This is a genomic window from Streptomyces sp. NPDC057307 (genome assembly GCF_042667665.1).
Classification (GTDB): Bacteria; Actinomycetota; Actinomycetes; order Streptomycetales; family Streptomycetaceae; genus Streptomyces.
On record NZ_JBHUZM010000145.1, the window covers coordinates 1 to 18641 of the forward strand.

Sequence of the window (18641 nt, forward strand, 5' to 3'; positions counted from 1 at the left end):
CCCGTACGGGTGACCGCCCTTCTCCGTTGCCGCGAGGGGTTCCTTGCTCTTCGGCCGGCTGCGAGTATGGTGATCATCGCCGTGCCTTCCGTACGACCGGTGACGATCCGTACGGAGCGGGGGCCTTGACGAACCGCACGGAGCGCGCAATTCTCAGGACGCGTCGCGATATCGATCCGAATCCGAGGCATGGATCGGCGACGAAGAGGGCAGGATCGATGTGCGCCTACGGCGTGGGTCGACACGCAGTTGAGACAAGGTGTTGAGAACAACGAGGGTCTCGCAAAACCCGGCCTGGACATCAGTGTGCCAAGTGGCTACACTGACCCTTTGCGCTGCCTGTTAGCTGCTCCCTGCCCGTCACCAGGGGCACCCCCATGCATGACATCGTCGGCTGACCTGCCCTTTCGGGGCCTGTCATCCGGTGTGTCCAGCTCGGGACCGGTACGCGCGTAGTGAGTCCGAGCCCTCGGAAGGACCCCCTCTTGGCCGCCTCGCGCAACGCCTCGACCACGAATACGAACAACGGCGCCAGCACCGCCCCGCTGCGCATTTCCTTTGCAAAGATCAAGGAGCCCCTCGAGGTTCCGAACCTTCTCGCGCTGCAGACCGAGAGCTTCGACTGGCTGCTCGGCAATGCCATCTGGAAGGCGCGTGTCGAGGCAGCTCTTGAGAGCGGCCAGGACGTCCCCAGGAAGTCGGGGCTGGAGGAGATCTTCGAGGAGATCTCTCCGATCGAGGACTTCTCCGGGTCGATGTCGCTGACTTTCCGCGACCACCGCTTCGAGCCGCCCAAGAACTCGATCGACGAGTGCAAGGAGCGCGACTTCACGTACGCGGCCCCGCTCTTCGTCACCGCCGAGTTCACCAACAACGAGACCGGCGAGATCAAGTCCCAGACCGTCTTCATGGGCGACTTCCCGCTCATGACGGACAAGGGCACCTTCGTCATCAACGGCACCGAGCGTGTCGTGGTGACCCAGCTGGTGCGCTCGCCGGGTGTCTACTTCGATTCCTCGATCGACAAGACGTCCGACAAGGACATCTTCTCTTCCAAGATCATCCCGTCCCGGGGTGCCTGGCTGGAGATGGAGATCGACAAGCGCGACATGGTCGGTGTCCGTATCGACCGCAAGCGCAAGCAGTCCGTCACCGTCCTGCTCAAGGCTCTCGGTTGGACGACCGAGCAGATCCTGGAGGAGTTCGGCGAGTACGAGTCCATGCGCGCCACCCTGGAGAAGGACCACACCCAGGGCCAGGACGACGCGCTGCTCGACATCTACCGCAAGCTGCGTCCGGGCGAGCCCCCGACCCGCGAGGCGGCCCAGACGCTGCTCGAGAACCTCTACTTCAACCCCAAGCGCTACGACCTCGCGAAGGTCGGCCGCTACAAGGTGAACAAGAAGCTCGGCGCCGCGGAGCCGCTGGACGCCGGTGTGCTCACCACCGACGACATCATCGCCACGATCAAGTACCTGGTGAAGCTGCACGCCGGTGAGACCGAGACGGTCGGCGAGAGCGGCACCCAGATCCTCGTCGAGACCGACGACATCGACCACTTCGGCAACCGCCGTCTGCGCAACGTGGGCGAGCTCATCCAGAACCAGGTCCGTACGGGTCTGGCGAGGATGGAGCGCGTCGTGCGTGAGCGCATGACGACTCAGGACGTCGAGGCGATCACGCCGCAGACCCTGATCAACATCCGGCCGGTCGTCGCCTCCATCAAGGAGTTCTTCGGCACCAGCCAGCTGTCGCAGTTCATGGACCAGAACAACCCGCTGTCGGGTCTGACCCACAAGCGCCGTCTGAACGCGCTGGGCCCCGGCGGTCTGTCCCGTGAGCGCGCCGGCTTCGAGGTCCGCGACGTGCACCCGTCGCACTACGGCCGCATGTGTCCGATCGAGACCCCCGAAGGCCCGAACATCGGCCTGATCGGCTCGCTCGCGTCGTACGGCCGGGTCAACGCGTTCGGGTTCGTCGAGACCCCGTACCGCAAGGTCGTCGGCGGTGTCGTCACCGACGACGTCGACTACCTGACCGCCGACGAGGAGGACCGGTTCGTCATCGCGCAGGCCAACGCGACGCTGTCCGAGGAGATGCGGTTCACCGAGCCGCGCGTCCTCGTCCGCCGTCGTGGCGGCGAGGTCGACTACATCCCCGGTGACGACGTCGACTACATGGACGTCTCGCCGCGCCAGATGGTGTCGGTCGCGACCGCGATGATCCCGTTCCTGGAACACGACGACGCCAACCGCGCCCTCATGGGCGCGAACATGATGCGCCAGGCCGTGCCGCTCATCACGTCGGAGGCGCCGCTCGTCGGCACCGGCATGGAGTACCGCTGCGCGGTCGACGCCGGTGACGTCATCAAGGCGGAGAAGGAGGGTGTGGTCCAGGAGGTATCCGCGGACTACATCACCATCGCCAACGACGACGGCACGTACACCACGTACCGCATCGCCAAGTTCTCCCGCTCCAACCAGGGCACCTCGGTCAACCAGAAGGTCATCGTCTCCGAGGGTGACCGGGTCGTCGAGAGCCAGGTGCTCGCCGACGGTCCCGCCACCGAGCAGGGCGAGATGGCGCTCGGCAAGAACCTCCTCGTGGCGTTCATGCCGTGGGAGGGCCACAACTACGAAGACGCGATCATCCTCAGCCAGCGGCTGGTGCAGGACGACGTCCTCTCCTCGATCCACATCGAGGAGCACGAGGTCGACGCCCGTGACACCAAGCTCGGCCCGGAGGAGATCACCCGGGACATCCCGAACGTCTCCGAAGAGGTCCTCGCGGACCTCGACGAGCGCGGCATCATCCGTATCGGTGCCGAGGTCACGGCCGGAGACATCCTCGTCGGCAAGGTCACGCCCAAGGGTGAGACCGAGCTGACGCCGGAGGAGCGCCTGCTCCGCGCGATCTTCGGTGAGAAGGCCCGTGAAGTCCGCGACACCTCGCTGAAGGTGCCGCACGGCGAGACCGGCAAGATCATCGGTGTCCGCGTCTTCGACCGCGAGGAGGGCGACGAGCTGCCTCCGGGCGTGAACCAGCTGGTCCGCGTCTACGTCGCCCAGAAGCGCAAGATCACCGACGGCGACAAGCTCGCCGGCCGGCACGGCAACAAGGGCGTCATCTCCAAGATCCTCCCGATCGAGGACATGCCGTTCCTTGAGGACGGCACCCCGGTCGACATCATCCTCAACCCGCTCGGCGTCCCGTCCCGAATGAACCCGGGACAGGTCCTCGAGATCCACCTCGGCTGGCTCGCCAGCCAGGGCTGGAAGGTCGAGGGCAGCGAGGACTGGATGGAGCGGCTGAAGGTCATCGGCGCCGACGAGGTCGCCGCCGGTACCAACGTCGCCACGCCCGTCTTCGACGGCGCGCGCGAGGACGAGATCTCCGGCCTCTTCGAGGCCACGATCCCGAACCGCGACGGCGAGCGGATGGTCAAGGCCAGCGGCAAGGCCAGCCTGTTCGACGGCCGCTCCGGCGAGCCGTTCCCCGAGCCGGTGTCCATCGGCTACATGTACATCCTCAAGCTCCACCACCTGGTCGACGACAAGCTCCACGCGCGTTCGACCGGTCCGTACTCGATGATCACCCAGCAGCCGCTGGGTGGTAAGGCCCAGTTCGGCGGCCAGCGCTTCGGTGAGATGGAGGTGTGGGCGCTGGAGGCATACGGCGCCGCGTACGCCCTCCAGGAGCTGCTGACCATCAAGTCCGACGACGTGACCGGCCGCGTGAAGGTCTACGAGGCCATCGTCAAGGGCGAGAACATCCCCGAGCCCGGCATTCCCGAGTCCTTCAAGGTGCTCATCAAGGAAATGCAGTCGCTCTGCCTCAACGTGGAGGTGCTGTCCTCGGACGGCATGTCCATCGAGATGCGCGACACGGACGAGGACGTCTTCCGTGCGGCGGAGGAGCTCGGTATCGACCTGTCCCGGCGGGAGCCGAGCAGCGTCGAAGAGGTCTGACGGGTTCGCCGGCCGGATCACCGATCCGGCCGGGCTCTCCCCGGACCCTCCCCCCGCGCCCTGCCGGGCGCGGGCGGGACCCCCTCAGACCATTTGCTGAAGTGCCCCATCTACTCGCTCACGCGAGGGGCTCGAACCCCCGAAAGAGGGATTGACGACAAGTGCTCGACGTCAACTTCTTCGACGAGCTGCGGATCGGCCTTGCCACCGCGGACGACATCCGGACCTGGTCCCACGGCGAAGTGAAGAAGCCGGAGACCATCAACTACCGCACGCTCAAGCCCGAGAAGGACGGACTTTTCTGCGAGAAGATCTTCGGTCCGACCCGGGACTGGGAGTGCTACTGCGGCAAGTACAAGCGTGTCCGCTTCAAGGGCATCATCTGTGAGCGCTGTGGCGTCGAAGTCACGCGCGCCAAGGTGCGCCGTGAGCGGATGGGCCACATCGAGCTTGCCGCTCCCGTCACCCACATCTGGTACTTCAAGGGCGTTCCGTCCCGGCTGGGGTATCTGCTCGACCTCGCGCCGAAGGACCTCGAGAAGGTCATCTACTTCGCCGCGTACATGATCACGTTCGTGGACGAGGAGCGCCGTACGCGCGACCTGCCCTCGCTGGAGGCGCATGTCTCCGTCGAGCGTCAGCAGGTCGAGAACCGTCGCGACTCCGACCTCGAGGCCCGCGCCAAGAAGCTCGAGACCGACCTGGCCGAGCTGGAGGCCGAGGGCGCCAAGGCCGACGTGCGCCGCAAGGTGCGCGAAGGTGCCGAGCGTGAGATGAAGCAGCTGCGCGACCGTGCGCAGCGCGAGATCGACCGGCTCGACGAGGTGTGGAGCCGCTTCAAGAACCTCAAGGTCCAGGACCTGGAGGGCGACGAGCTGCTCTACCGCGAGCTGCGTGACCGCTTCGGCACGTACTTCGACGGTTCCATGGGTGCCGCCGCTCTGCAGAAGCGCCTGGAGTCCTTCGACCTGAACGAAGAGGCCGAGCGGCTCCGCGAGATCATCCGTACCGGCAAGGGCCAGAAGAAGACCCGCGCGCTCAAGCGCCTCAAGGTCGTCTCCGCGTTCCTGCAGACCAGCAACAGCCCCAAGGGCATGGTGCTGGACTGCGTGCCGGTGATCCCGCCGGACCTGCGTCCGATGGTGCAGCTGGACGGTGGCCGCTTCGCGACCTCCGACCTGAACGACCTGTACCGCCGCGTGATCAACCGCAACAACCGCCTCAAGCGTCTCCTTGACCTCGGTGCCCCCGAGATCATCGTGAACAACGAGAAGCGGATGCTGCAGGAGGCCGTCGACGCGCTGTTCGACAACGGCCGCCGCGGTCGCCCGGTCACCGGTCCCGGCAACCGGCCCCTGAAGTCCCTCAGCGACATGCTGAAGGGCAAGCAGGGCCGTTTCCGCCAGAACCTGCTCGGCAAGCGAGTCGACTACTCGGCCCGTTCCGTGATCGTCGTCGGACCGCAGCTCAAGCTGCACCAGTGCGGTCTGCCGAAGGCCATGGCGCTGGAGCTGTTCAAGCCGTTCGTGATGAAGCGCCTGGTGGACCTGAACCACGCGCAGAACATCAAGTCGGCCAAGCGCATGGTCGAGCGTGGCCGCACCGTCGTGTACGACGTCCTCGAAGAGGTCATCGCCGAACACCCGGTGCTGCTGAACCGTGCCCCGACCCTGCACCGCCTCGGCATCCAGGCCTTCGAGCCCCAGCTGGTCGAGGGCAAGGCCATCCAGATCCACCCGCTCGTCTGCACCGCGTTCAACGCGGACTTCGACGGTGACCAGATGGCCGTCCACCTGCCGCTCTCCGCGGAGGCGCAGGCCGAGGCCCGCATCCTGATGCTGTCCTCGAACAACATCCTCAAGCCGGCCGACGGCCGTCCCGTCACCATGCCCACCCAGGACATGGTGCTCGGCCTCTTCTTCCTCACCACGGACGAGGAGGAGCGCGAGGTCATCGGCGAGGGCAGGTCCTTCGGTTCGGCCGCCGAGGCCACGATGGCGTTCGACAACCGCGAGCTCTCGCTCCAGGCGAAGGTCGACATCCGCTTCCCGGTGGGCACCATCCCGCCGCGCGGCTGGACCCCGCCGGTCGGCGAGGACGGCGAGACGAACGCCGAATGGCAGCAGGGCGACCCGTTCCGGCTGCGTACGACCCTGGGCCGCGCGCTCTTCAACGAGCTGCTGCCCGAGGACTACCCGTTCGTCGACTACTCGGTGGGCAAGAAGCAGCTCTCCGAGATCGTCAACGACCTGGCCGAGCGCTACCCCAAGGTCATCGTGGCGGCGACGCTCGACAACCTGAAGGCGGCGGGCTTCTTCTGGGCCACCCGCTCCGGCGTCACCGTGGCCATCTCCGACATCGTCGTTCCCGAGGCGAAGAAGGCGATCGTCCAGGGGTACGAGGCGCTGGACGAGAGGGTCCAGAAGCAGTACGAGCGCGGTCTGATCACCAAGGAAGAGCGCACGCAGGAGCTCATCGCGATCTGGACCAAGGCGACCAACGAGGTCGCCGAGGCGATGAACGCGAACTTCCCGAAGACCAACCCGGTCTCCATGATGGTGAACTCGGGCGCCCGCGGAAACATGATGCAGATGCGTCAGATCGCCGGTATGCGTGGTCTGGTGTCCAACGCCAAGAACGAGACGATTCCCCGTCCCATCAAGGCGTCGTTCCGTGAGGGTCTGTCCGTGCTGGAGTACTTCATCTCCACGCACGGTGCCCGTAAGGGTCTGGCCGACACCGCCCTGCGTACCGCCGACTCGGGTTACCTCACCCGTCGTCTGGTGGACGTCTCGCAGGACGTCATCATCCGCGAGGAGGACTGCGGCACCGACCGCGGCCTCAAGCTGCGGATCGCCGAGCGCGGCGCCGACGGTGTCCTGCGCAAGGCGGAGGACGTCGAGACGTCCGTGTACGCGCGGATGCTCGCCGAGGACGTCGTCGTGGACGGCAAGGTCATCGCACCGGCCAACGTCGACCTGGGCGATGTCCTGATCGACGCGGTCGTGGCGGCCGGCGTGGAGGAGGTCAAGACCCGCTCGGTCCTGACCTGTGAGTCCGCGGTCGGTACCTGTGCCTTCTGCTACGGCCGTTCGCTGGCCACCGGCAAGCTGGTCGACATCGGTGAGGCGGTCGGCATCATCGCCGCCCAGTCCATCGGTGAGCCCGGCACCCAGCTGACGATGCGTACCTTCCACACCGGTGGTGTGGCGGGCGACGACATCACGCAGGGTCTGCCGCGTGTCGTCGAGCTCTTCGAGGCCCGTACGCCCAAGGGCGTCGCGCCGATCTCCGAGGCCGCGGGCTCCGTCCGCATCGAGGAGACCGAGAAGACGAAGAAGCTCGTCGTCACCCCGGACGACGGAAGCGAGGAGACGCCGTTCCCGATCTCCAAGCGCGCCCGTCTGCTCGTGGGCGACGGTGACCGTGTCGAGGTGGGCCAGAAGCTCACCGTGGGTGCCACCAACCCGCACGACGTGCTGCGGATCCTCGGTCAGCGCGCGGTCCAGGTCCACCTGGTCGGCGAAGTCCAGAGGGTCTACAACAGCCAGGGCGTGTCGATCCACGACAAGCACATCGAGATCATCATCCGGCAGATGCTGCGCCGCGTGACGATCATCGAGTCCGGCGACGCGGAACTGCTGCCGGGCGAGCTCGTCGAGCGCTCGAAGTTCGAGACCGAGAACCGTCGTGTGGTCACGGAAGGCGGCCACCCGGCCTCCGGCCGTCCGCAGCTGATGGGTATCACCAAGGCGTCGCTGGCCACCGAGTCGTGGCTGTCGGCGGCGTCCTTCCAGGAGACGACCAGGGTCCTGACCGACGCGGCGATCAACGCCAAGTCGGACTCCCTGATCGGCCTCAAGGAGAACGTCATCATCGGAAAGCTCATCCCGGCGGGTACGGGTCTCTCCCGCTACCGCAACATCCGGGTGGAGCCGACCGAGGAGGCCAAGGCCGCGATGTACTCGGCCGTCGGCTACGACGACATCGACTACTCACCGTTCGGCACGGGCTCCGGCCAGGCCGTTCCGCTGGAGGACTACGACTACGGTCCGTACAACCAGTAAGTAGCGCTACGAAGGGCGGTCACCCGGTCACCGGGTGGCCGCCCTTCGGCGTTTCACTGCCGGTCGCCCGTGTGGCGGTTGAGTGCGTGCAACCGGGCGCGACTGTCCGGGTGCGAGGCGAGCAGACGTGCGAGCAGAGCGGCTCCACCGGTTTCCTTGCCTGCCGGCTCTTCTGCCAACGGCCCGCTGAACAGAGCCGTGAGCTGCGATGTGAGACCCAGCCCACTCGCGTATCTGTCCGCACGTAGTTCGGAGCTGCGAGCGACGGCCGAGATCAGGAACGGTCCGGTCACGAACAGCAGAACCAGGCCGTTGGTGAGGACGACTGAGACGAAGGCTGCGGCGGCCAGCGTCAGCACGATCGCTTCCCCTACGATCGGTGACCGTCTGCGGGCCATGAGAATGCCCATGAGAAGCAGACGCCAAGCCAGTCGCCCGGGCAACGAATACCAGTACGTCATCAGGGTCGACCATGCGTGGCCGCCCACATGGTGGCCGAGTTCATGAGCCAGGACCGCCGCGAGTTGTCCGTCCGGCAGTCGTTCCACGGCGTGGCGTGTAACGCTCACGATGTGTCCCCCGGGCGCCGCAGCGTTGATGTCCGCGCTCTCCTCGATCCACAGTGTGTAGCCCGCGGCATCGACGCCGGCCCGCGCGGTCACCTCGCGCCATATCGGCCGCAACTTTGCCAGTTCATCGGGGGTGGGGTGATGCAGGCCGAAGATCAGCCGCGCCAGCAGGTTCTCGACCGGACGCAAGAAGGCGAGAGCGCCGCTCGCGCTCCACAGTCCGACCCACATCCAGGGTGACAGCGAGGTCAGCTCCGCCAGGACGAGGGACAGGCCGGTCACGATCACCAGACTGAGAAGCACATTGGGTATGTGCAGGGCGAGGTGTCCGATCGTGGTCACGTCGATGCCACGGTGGCGGGCGGTGATGTGGACGCGGCCCTCGTGGAGTCCCAGTGTGTCCGGATTGCCATCGTGGGCTGCCCTCGGGCCTGTACCGCGTTCGGGGTACGGGCGATCCGCCGGGTACCGCGGCTCCGAGGCGGTCATGACTCACTCCTCTCGGTGCCCGTTCCGAGCTCCGGCGAGGAGTCGGACCGTGCCTCGGCCTCGGGATACGGGGCCGGGGAAGAACTGGTCAGCACCCGGTTGATGGTCTCGACCACGAAGTTCTTCGGTGTCTCCAACTGGTGACTCTCCAGACCGTGATCCGAAAGAATCTTGTCCACCAGGTGGAGCTGGTTCGCGATCAGTTCGTTCTGTTCCGTGTGCAGGTGTTCAACGACCATGCGGGTGTCCTCCGGGTGCTGGACCAGATGGATCACCAGCGCGGCGAAGCCGCCCTTCGCCAAGTGGTGTTCGTAGAAGGCGATCTTCTCTGCGGCGATCCTCCGCTCGTACTCCTGTGCTTCGAGGTCCCGGCGCAGCCTGTCCATCCTGACCCGGTGTTCGGGCGGTGCCGCGACGGCTTCGTGCCGTGCGATGCGCAGCCGCTCGCTCTGCGACCGCTCGCCCTGGTCCGTGCGCAGGCGTACGGTGCAGCTCACCCGTAATCCTTCGTCTTCGGCCAGCGGCGGGGCTGCGTGCACGGACCGCTGGACCGCCTCCTCGGCGTCCTGGACCGCGTCGATCGGATACCGGCGGCTTGCCTGTCGCAGGAGTTGACTCACCCGGGGGCCAAGCAGGGCGGGTACGTCGCGGAGCCCGCAGTTGATCACTTTGTCCGGCTCGAGAACCTGCCAGGTAAGGTCGGCGACAGCCTCGAACTGGAACGCGTCCACCGCGCTGGGCAGCGAGAGCGGGAGGCTGAAGTGGTGCAGCGCCATGTCCACTTCGTACAGAGCGATGTAGTGCTTGCCTGCTGTGTCCTTTCTGCGCGGCCGGTGCGGTGGTGTGTACACGGCATAGGTGGCCTGGGCTGTTACGAACACCAGGGCGTGGTCGACATGAGTCCTGGGGCGTTGCCTCGCGTACTCGAAGCGGGCGAGCTGTCGTACGGTGCGCACCGGGTCCTTGAGACCGCTCGGCCGGTCGTACGGCGGGGCGGACTCGGGCGGAACGGGGAACTCCGTCATTCGGATTCTCCTCTCAGAGCACGGGGTGCGGGACGGCCGTCAGCAGCCGCTCGGCGACAGGCGGGGGAGGGCCGCCGTCCAGGCCCGGCATGGTCCGCAGCAGATGTCCGAGCCGCTGGCGCTCCGTCTGCGTCCGGGCGAGGTCCCTCAGCAGCCGGGCGAGTACGGGTTCCGCCGCGGGTGCCTGCTCCGCGTGCCTCACCCAGTCGGCCATGATCTTCAGGGCGGGGTCGGTGTGCCGACGGTCGTCCAGTGCCAGGCGCCATAGCGCGGTCAACTGGTCGTCCTGCGAGTCCGGTTCGTTCAGGGAGCCGGCATACCACTCAAGTACGAGTGGGTGGGAAGCCGCGTCTTCGTCGCGCTGCTCGCACGCCAGTACGAAGGCACCCAGCAACGGGTCGCGCAGCGAACGGTCGCTGCCCGCCAGCCTCGACACCTCGGCGAGCACGGGGCCGCGCTCGGAGAGCAGGAGGAGCTGGATGGCCTCGACCAGCTCCAGCAACTCGTCGTCGAGCAGATCCTCTTCAGGCTCTTCCGCACGCTCCCTCGTGCGGCAGTACTCGCGGGTGGCTGCAATCAGTGCTTTCAGCGCCTTCTCGCGAAGGACGGGACCCAGCAAGCCGTAGGCCCGGATCGCCGTCCACCGGAGGTTCTCGTCCTGGCCCACACACCAGTCGTGAAGGATCTCTGGAATGGCCGGTGTTTCAAGGAGATGGGCGAGCGTGAGGGTGTTGGCCGCCGCCAATCGCGTGGCGTAACTCCGGCCTTGCGCCCACGGTTCGACGAGATGGGCCAGACCGGACGAGAGATCGGACCTGGTAAGCACAGCCGCGGCGGCGGAAGCCCGGGTGCGGACGAGCGGGCGTCCGTCGGTGGCGAGTTCGCGGAGCCACGCCACCAGGGCGGGGCGGGCCGACGGGTAGAGCATCCAGGCCGTGTCCAGCAGGCGTGTGGGCAGGGCGTCGTCCTTGAAGGCAGCCATGTACTGGTCGACCGGGCCCCAGGCCGTCATCTCGGGTTCGTGGTAGCCCCGTGCGCGGGCGAGACCGAGCCGGGCGGCACGCGAACTTCCGAAGACCGGCACGCCCTGAGGTTTGTAAGGGTCCTCGACGGTATGCAGCAGGCGGAACAGTCTGTCGGCCAGTTCCGCTGCCAGGACGTACGGGGCTCGGTCGAAGACGCCCAATGAGAGGAGGAACGCCTTGTCCCGCAGATGCCTGGTGTCGTCCGTGAACCAGGACTCGACCTGGGTCTGCGCGGACTCCGCTTCATAGGAGGAGAGCTGCTCCTCGGCGACCGCGCCGGTGAGTACGGCGAGAAGCTGCTTCGCGAAGTCGGCGGCCTCTCGGGGAGTGTGGTCCTGGTCGAGGAAGCCGCGTACCGCCGCGAGATCCCGGACCTGTTCCCAGCCTGACGCGCCTTGTTGCGAACAGACATGCGCGGCCAATACATCTTCGGTGGGGGGTGGCTCCCAGACCAGGTGCGCCAGATCGCTTTGGGCCACGGACTCGGCCACCGTGATGACCAGATGGCCGTCACTGTTGATCAACTGCTCCCGCATGGCGAGCAGGTGGACTTCTCGCAGGGGTCGCGTCCGGCTCACTGACATGTTGGCCAGCAGATAGCCGGCCGGGACGCGGAGGAGATCGTGTACGGCCGTTGGTGACGTCATGGGATCGATCGAACGGACATGTCCGACACCAAGCCGGTGGAGCAGCATCAGAGCGGCGGCGCGGCGGCCGGTGGAGTCTCCACCCGAGAGAACAAGAACGCGTTCGTCCCTCAGACGGGCCAGCGCCTCGGCGAAGGGCGCGCTTTCGACGAAGGCGACGGACATCCGGGCCAGCGAGTCCGTCGGGATCTCTCCGGACAGCGCGGACGTCTCCGACGCCTCGCCGATCCGGATATTGAGGTCGCCTTGCACGTTGCCGCCGGTCACGCCGTACTGGCTGCCGTGGACGAGGTTCCCGGCCAGATTGCGTGGGCTGTGCTCGATGAGATCGCGTCTGGCAGCCCAGGCCGGCGGGCGCTGCTCAGGGACCGAATCCGCGTTCTCCCGCTTCTCCTCCTCGGTGGGTCCGGCCGGATTCTCGTCGTCTGTCGCCTTCTCCGGATCCGGTTGGCTCACGACTGGTCCTTCCCGGTCCGCTGGTCGAAGGAGAAGTTGAGATCACCGTGGTTGGAGCCGCCGGCGATGCCGTACTGGGCGCCCATGATCTGGGTCCCGGCGGGGGCGGGGGTGTGCGCTTCGGGCGGCTCCGGAGTCTCCCTGCCGTTCTCCTTCTCCCGCGGTTCGGCGACGGCCTCCGAGGAAGGGGCCGACTCGCCGGCGGGTGCAGGTCCGTGCAACCACGCCGAGAGCCGGCCGTTTTTGCTCTCTGGTGCGATGTGGTGGAAGTCCTCAGGCCGGATGCCGGGGTGGCCATGCCGGACGATCCCCTGATGCACGGAGTCGGACACGCAGAGCGCGAAGTCGTCGGCACGTTCGCGCAGTGCGTCCCGCAGCAGTTTCGCGTCGAGCAGGCGGCAGGCGTGGTTGAGGTCGGAGCCGACCCACCCGTCGTGGGCGTCGATGGCGACGTACCCGGTCGCGAGGACGGCGCGCAGCCGGATCTGGGCGCTGCTGGCGGCCAGGCGGTTGGTCTTGCGCAGTTGGACCGGTACCTCGGTGAGCAGGGTACGCAGCAGAACGCTCACCGGGGCGTTGGCGTCGATCAGTTCCATCACCGAGTCGCCCCGGTCGGCGCGCAGCCGCTGAGGGGAGCCAATGCCTGCGGCGTCCAGGGTCTGATCGGCGATGTCGTAGAGCATGCGGCGCAGGAACGACTGCTCGATATCGTCGCGGTCGCTGTACCGCTCGATGTCGAGGAGCAGAATCGTGCGGTTCACAGGTGTGTTCATGGTCGCCTTCCGGTCGGTTTGCCGAACGACGGCAGACTGGCCGGAACCGGGCCGGAAGGGTGAGGGCGTATGACTCTGATGAAGTGTGACCGTGTGCACACACGGGCGCCGGGCCCGTCAGCCGCTCCCGCCCACCCTGCGCAGCACGTCCGGACGCAGGATGGTCAGGGTGCGGCGACCGGTCACGATGACTTGGCGCTCACGTAGTTCTTTGAAGAGGCGCTGCACCATTTCGCGTGAGGCGCCGATGGACCCCGCGAGTTCCACCTTGCTCAGCGGTACGGCCAGTTCGATGCCTTCAGGGATGGGGCGGCCGTGGGTCCTGGCCAGTTCCAGCAGCAGTGCGGCAAGCCGCTCACGCACGGTGAGCGAGGCGAACTCCAGGCGTCGCCGGTCGCCAGCCCGGCTGCGATCGCTGGCGAGGCCGAGAAGTTTCAGCATGGCCTCCGGGTATGCGGACAGATACTCCCGGAACCCGTCGTGGTCGATCACGGCTGCCCGGACCGGTTCGAGAGCGGTGACGGTGGCGGAGCGGAGTCTTCCCGTGAGGGCGGCCGACTCGCCGATGATGTCTCCGGGGCCGCGGAGGGCGAGGAGCATGACGTAGCCGTTGGGCGCGGTGGCGGTGACCTTGGTCCAGCCTTGCAGGACCAGCAGGATGTGTGCCGACGGCTCGTACTCGCGCAGCAGTTCCGCGCGCGGCGCGAACCGCATCTCGCGCCCCAGGGTGAGGAGTGCCTCACGTTCGGTGGCCTCGAGCCGTGCCAGGTAAGGGACTCGGTCGTCGAGGCCGTCGTCGCCGGGAGTCGGCACCCGTACCATGGCGCCTCCCGTCCCTCGTCCAGGTCTCAGGGATCAACGTACTGAAGTGGGCATCCCGTCAGGGCGGGAACGGACGAGAGTGCCCTGTTGACAGGCGTTGCAGGGCTGTGAAGCCGGTACCGGCCGGGCCTGTCGGCATTTGTTTTGACCGGAGTCGATGAGGTAGGTACGCTCAGACCTTGTGCCTGGGGTGTGCCTGGGCTCCTGTGCGTGTCCTCAACCGCATGGCGAGTCCGTTCAAAGGCCACCGCAATCTGCGCTTTCTCCGCCTCCAGCGGGATCTTGCAGTATTCGACACACCCGACCGCGTGGGTCGGCGAGTGTTCCAGGTTAGTTTTACTAACGGCACACAGAAACCGGAGAAGTAGTGCCTACGATCCAGCAGCTGGTCCGGAAGGGCCGGCAGGACAAGGTCGAGAAGAACAAGACGCCTGCCCTTGAGGGCTCCCCTCAGCGCCGCGGCGTCTGCACGCGTGTGTTCACGACCACCCCGAAGAAGCCCAACTCCGCCCTGCGGAAGGTCGCGCGTGTGCGTCTGACCTCCGGCATCGAGGTCACGGCATACATTCCGGGTGAGGGACACAACCTGCAGGAGCACTCCATCGTGCTCGTGCGTGGTGGCCGTGTGAAGGACCTGCCGGGTGTTCGTTACAAGATCATCCGCGGTTCCCTGGACACCCAGGGTGTCAAGAACCGCAAGCAGGCCCGCAGCCGCTACGGCGCCAAGAAGGAGAAGTAAACAATGCCTCGTAAGGGCCCTGCCCCGAAGCGCCCGGTCATCATCGACCCGGTCTACGGTTCTCCTCTTGTCACCTCGCTGATCAACAAGCTTCTGCTCAACGGCAAGCGTTCCACCGCCGAGCGGATCGTGTACGGCGCCATGGAAGGCCTCCGCGAGAAGACCGGCAACGACCCGGTCATCACGCTGAAGCGCGCGCTTGAGAACGTCAAGCCGTCGCTCGAGGTCAAGTCCCGCCGCGTCGGCGGCGCCACCTACCAGGTGCCGATCGAGGTCAAGCCCGGTCGCGCCTCCACCCTCGCGCTGCGCTGGCTCGTCGGTTACTCCCGCGCCCGTCGCGAGAAGACCATGACCGAGCGCCTCATGAACGAACTGCTCGACGCCTCGAACGGCCTCGGCGCTTCGGTCAAGAAGCGTGAGGACACGCACAAGATGGCCGAGTCCAACAAGGCCTTCGCGCACTACCGCTGGTAGTCAGCGCCCACATCGAGACCGAGAGAAGATTGAGCCTTATGGCCACCACTTCGCTTGACCTGGCCAAGGTCCGCAACATTGGGATCATGGCCCACATCGACGCGGGCAAGACGACCACCACAGAGCGGATCCTGTTCTACACCGGTGTGAGCTACAAGATCGGTGAGGTCCACGACGGCGCAGCCACGATGGACTGGATGGAGCAGGAGCAGGAGCGCGGCATCACGATCACGTCTGCCGCGACGACCTGTCACTGGCCGCTCGACGATGTCGATCACACGATCAACATCATCGACACCCCGGGTCACGTCGACTTCACCGTCGAGGTGGAGCGTTCGCTCCGCGTCCTCGACGGCGCTGTCACCGTGTTCGACGGTGTGGCGGGCGTCGAGCCGCAGTCCGAGACCGTATGGCGTCAGGCGGACCGCTACGGCGTGCCGCGTATCTGCTTCGTCAACAAGCTCGACCGGACCGGCGCGGAGTTCCACCGCTGCGTCGACATGATCTCGGACCGCCTCGGCGCGGTTCCGATCGTCATGCAGCTGCCGATCGGTGCCGAGATGGACTTCAAGGGCGTCGTCGACCTCGTGTCGATGAAGGCCTTCGTCTGGTCCGCCGAGGCCACCAAGGGCGAGATGTACGACGTCGTCGACATCCCGGACACGCACACCGAGGCCGCCGAGGAATGGCGCGGCAAGCTCCTCGAGGTCGTGTCCGAGAACGACGACGAGATGATGGAGCTGTACCTGGAGGGCCAGGAGCCCACCGAGGAGCAGCTGCACGCGGCGATCCGCCGTATCACGCTCGCCTCCAAGGGCGCGGCCGACTCCGTCACCGTCACGCCTGTCTTCTGTGGCACCGCGTTCAAGAACAAGGGCGTTCAGCCCCTGCTCGACGCGGTCGTGCGCTACCTGCCTTCCCCCCTCGACGTCGACGCCATCGAAGGCCACGACGTCAAGGACCCGGAGAAGGTCATCCAGCGCCGCCCGTCCGACGACGAGCCCTTCGCCGGGCTCGCCTTCAAGATCGCGAGCGACCCGCACTTGGGCAAGCTCACCTTCGTCCGGATCTACTCCGGTCGCCTGACGGCCGGCACCGCGGTGCTGAACTCCGTGAAGGGCAAGAAGGAGCGCATCGGCAAGATCTACCGTATGCACGCGAACAAGCGTGAGGAGATCGAGTCGGTGGGCGCCGGCGACATCGTCGCCGTCATGGGCCTGAAGCAGACCACCACCGGTGAGACGCTGAGCGACGACAAGAACCCGGTGATCCTGGAGTCCATGGACTTCCCGGCGCCGGTCATCGAGGTCGCGATCGAGCCCAAGTCCAAGGGTGACCAGGAGCGTCTGGGTGTCGCCATCCAGCGCCTCGCGGAGGAGGACCCCTCCTTCCAGGTTCACTCGGACGAGGAGACCGGCCAGACCATCATCGGTGGTATGGGCGAGCTTCACCTCGAAGTGCTTGTCGACCGCATGAAGCGCGAGTTCCGCGTGGAGGCGAATGTCGGTAAGCCGCAGGTCGCTTACCGTGAGACGATCCGCAAGACCGTCGAGCGTATCGACTACACGCACAAGAAGCAGACCGGTGGCACCGGTCAGTTCGCGAAGGTGCAGATCGCGATGGAGCCCATCGAGGGCGGCGACGCGACCTACGAGTTCGTGAACAAGGTGACCGGTGGCCGTATCCCCCGTGAGTACATTCCCTCGGTGGACGCGGGCGCACAGGAGGCCATGCAGTTCGGCATCCTGGCCGGCTACGAGATGGTGGGCGTGCGCGTCACCCTTCTCGACGGTGGCTACCACGAGGTCGACTCCTCGGAGCTCGCCTTCAAGATCGCCGGTTCGCAGGCGTTCAAGGACGGTGCCCGCAGGGCGTCGCCCGTGCTCCTCGAACCGATGATGTCGGTCGAGGTCACCACGCCCGAGGACTACATGGGCGATGTCATCGGCGACCTCAACTCCCGCCGTGGCCAGATCCAGGCCATGGAGGAGCGGCACGGTGCTCGTCTCGTGAAGGGCCTCGTGCCTCTCTCGGAGATGTTCGGCTACGTCGGAGACCTCCGCAGCAAGACGTCGGGTCGCGCAAGCTACTCGATGCAGTTCGACTCCTACGCCGAGGTTCCCCGGAACGTCGCCGAGGAGATCATCGCGAAGGCCAAGGGCGAGTAGCTCGTCCCGAGCACGCTTTAGGCTTGTCACCGGCAAGCCCTGGGGCCGTCGGACACCGCGTACGGGAAACCGCGCGAGGTGTCCGGTGCCCCGGGCCCCGGCATCCCAGCAAAGATCACCTGGCGCCGATGAGTAAGGCGTACAGAACCACTCCAGGAGGACCCCAGTGGCGAAGGCGAAGTTCGAGCGGACTAAGCCGCACGTCAACATCGGCACCATCGGTCACATCGACCACGGTAAGACGACCCTCACGGCCGCCATTACCAAGGTGCTGCATGACGCGTACCCGGACCTGAACGAGGCCTCGGCCTTCGACCAGATCGACAAGGCTCCTGAGGAGCGCCAGCGCGGTATCACCATCTCCATCGCGCACGTCGAATACCAGACGGAGTCGCGTCACTACGCGCACGTCGACTGCCCCGGTCACGCGGACTACATCAAGAACATGATCACGGGTGCGGCGCAGATGGACGGCGCCATCCTCGTGGTCGCCGCGACCGACGGCCCGATGCCGCAGACCAAGGAGCACGTGCTCCTGGCCCGCCAGGTAGGCGTGCCGTACATCGTCGTCGCGCTGAACAAGGCCGACATGGTGGACGACGAGGAGATCCTGGAGCTCGTCGAGCTCGAGGTTCGTGAGCTCCTCTCCGAGTACGAGTTCCCGGGCGACGACCTGCCGGTCGTCAAGGTCTCGGCGCTCAAGGCGCTCGAAGGCGACAAGGAGTGGGGCCAGACCGTCCTCGACCTGATGAAGGCCGTCGACGAGTCGATCCCGCAGCCTGAGCGTGACGTCGAGAAGCCGTTCCTCATGCCCATCGAGGACGTCTTCACGATCACCGGCCGTGGCACGGTCGTCACCGGTCGTATCGAGCGTGGTGTGCTCAAGGTCAACGAGACCGTCGACATCGTCGGTATCAAGACCGAGAAGACCACCACCACGGTCACCGGCATCGAGATGTTCCGCAAGCTGCTCGACGAGGGCCAGGCCGGTGAGAACGTCGGTCTGCTCCTCCGTGGCATCAAGCGCGAGGATGTCGAGCGCGGCCAGGTCATCATCAAGCCCGGTTCGGTCACGCCGCACACCGAGTTCGAGGCCCAGTCCTACATCCTGTCGAAGGACGAGGGTGGTCGTCACACCCCCTTCTTCAACAACTACCGCCCGCAGTTCTACTTCCGTACGACTGACGTGACCGGCGTCGTTACCCTCCCCGAGGGCACCGAGATGGTCATGCCGGGCGACAACACCCTCATGACGGTCTCGCTGATTCAGCCGGTCGCCATGGAGGAGGGCCTGAAGTTCGCCATCCGCGAGGGTGGCCGGACCGTGGGCGCCGGCCAGGTCACCAAGATCAGCAAGTAGTAGTCGCTGATCCGACCTGGTAGCTCCGCAAGGAGCGACCTGAGCGAACAGAGGGGCCC

General features: G+C 66.3%; 11 protein-coding genes. 6 read left to right on the forward strand and 5 right to left on the reverse strand.

The window, feature by feature from the left end; translation table 11 throughout:
* The first annotated feature begins 485 nt into the window (after window positions 1-485).
* Window positions 486-3968 carry a DNA-directed RNA polymerase subunit beta gene (gene rpoB / locus ACFUN8_RS31590; protein WP_383645155.1) on the forward strand — a complete coding sequence of 1161 codons (3483 nt, stop codon included), beginning with the start codon at window positions 486-488 and terminating at the stop codon, window positions 3966-3968.
* Between the two features lie 161 nt (window positions 3969-4129).
* The gene (locus ACFUN8_RS31595) at window positions 4130-8035 is read left to right on the forward strand and encodes a DNA-directed RNA polymerase subunit beta' (RefSeq protein ID WP_383645157.1); all 3906 of its coding nucleotides are present in this window, start codon (window positions 4130-4132) and stop codon (window positions 8033-8035) included.
* Window positions 8036-8088: 53 nt separating this feature from the next.
* On the opposite strand, the gene ACFUN8_RS31600 is transcribed toward ACFUN8_RS31595, so the two are convergent.
* The 5 genes from ACFUN8_RS31600 to ACFUN8_RS31620 all read right to left on the reverse strand — a co-directional run bounded on the left by ACFUN8_RS31600 (window position 8089) and on the right by ACFUN8_RS31620 (window position 13841).
* The gene (locus ACFUN8_RS31600) at window positions 8089-9093 is read right to left on the reverse strand and encodes a M48 family metalloprotease (RefSeq protein ID WP_383645160.1); all 1005 of its coding nucleotides are present in this window, start codon (window positions 9091-9093) and stop codon (window positions 8089-8091) included.
* Window positions 9090-10118, reverse strand: a complete 1029-nt coding sequence (locus tag ACFUN8_RS31605; RefSeq protein WP_383645162.1) for a hypothetical protein — start codon at window positions 10116-10118, stop codon at window positions 9090-9092. Before ACFUN8_RS31605 ends, ACFUN8_RS31600 begins: the two co-directional genes overlap by 4 nt.
* A 13-nt stretch (window positions 10119-10131) precedes the next feature.
* Window positions 10132-12246, reverse strand: a complete 2115-nt coding sequence (locus ACFUN8_RS31610; RefSeq protein WP_383645165.1) for a hypothetical protein — start codon at window positions 12244-12246, stop codon at window positions 10132-10134.
* A complete protein-coding gene (locus ACFUN8_RS31615) occupies window positions 12243-13019 on the reverse strand; it encodes a hypothetical protein (protein ID WP_383645167.1) in 777 nt (258 codons plus the stop codon). The genes ACFUN8_RS31610 and ACFUN8_RS31615 overlap by 4 nt, the downstream gene beginning before the upstream one ends.
* Window positions 13020-13136: 117 nt before the next feature.
* Complete coding sequence (locus tag ACFUN8_RS31620) at window positions 13137-13841, reverse strand: Crp/Fnr family transcriptional regulator (protein ID WP_383645169.1); 705 nt, start codon at window positions 13839-13841, stop codon at window positions 13137-13139.
* 367 nt (window positions 13842-14208) lie between these two features.
* Here ACFUN8_RS31620 and rpsL point away from each other — a divergent pair, with 367 nt between their 5' ends.
* The 4 genes from rpsL (at window position 14209) to tuf (ending at window position 18582) form a co-directional block, all read left to right on the forward strand.
* A complete protein-coding gene (gene rpsL, locus ACFUN8_RS31625) occupies window positions 14209-14580 on the forward strand; it encodes a 30S ribosomal protein S12 (protein WP_003948652.1) in 372 nt (123 codons plus the stop codon).
* Window positions 14581-14583: 3 nt separating this feature from the next.
* A complete protein-coding gene (rpsG, locus tag ACFUN8_RS31630) occupies window positions 14584-15054 on the forward strand; it encodes a 30S ribosomal protein S7 (RefSeq protein ID WP_023539364.1) in 471 nt (156 codons plus the stop codon).
* Between the two features lie 38 nt (window positions 15055-15092).
* Window positions 15093-17222 (forward strand): elongation factor G, encoded by a 2130-nt coding sequence (gene fusA, locus ACFUN8_RS31635; RefSeq protein WP_383645172.1) that lies wholly within the window; start codon window positions 15093-15095, stop codon window positions 17220-17222.
* A gap of 166 nt (window positions 17223-17388) precedes the next feature.
* A complete protein-coding gene (gene tuf, locus ACFUN8_RS31640) occupies window positions 17389-18582 on the forward strand; it encodes an elongation factor Tu (protein ID WP_069627353.1) in 1194 nt (397 codons plus the stop codon).
* Window positions 18583-18641 lie beyond the last annotated feature (59 nt).

Excerpts from the sequence above, each read along its gene's own strand:
- ACFUN8_RS31600 (WP_383645160.1), bottom strand. The coding sequence starts at position 9,093 with ATGACCGCCTCGGAGCCGCGGTACCCGGCGGATCGCCCGTACCCCGAA.
- fusA (WP_383645172.1), top strand. The coding sequence starts at position 15,093 with ATGGCCACCACTTCGCTTGACCTGGCCAAGGTCCGCAACATTGGGATC.
- ACFUN8_RS31605 (WP_383645162.1), bottom strand. The coding sequence starts at position 10,118 with ATGACGGAGTTCCCCGTTCCGCCCGAGTCCGCCCCGCCGTACGACCGG.
- ACFUN8_RS31615 (WP_383645167.1), bottom strand. The coding sequence starts at position 13,019 with ATGAACACACCTGTGAACCGCACGATTCTGCTCCTCGACATCGAGCGG.
- ACFUN8_RS31620 (WP_383645169.1), bottom strand. The coding sequence starts at position 13,841 with ATGGTACGGGTGCCGACTCCCGGCGACGACGGCCTCGACGACCGAGTC.
- rpsG (WP_023539364.1), top strand. The coding sequence starts at position 14,584 with ATGCCTCGTAAGGGCCCTGCCCCGAAGCGCCCGGTCATCATCGACCCG.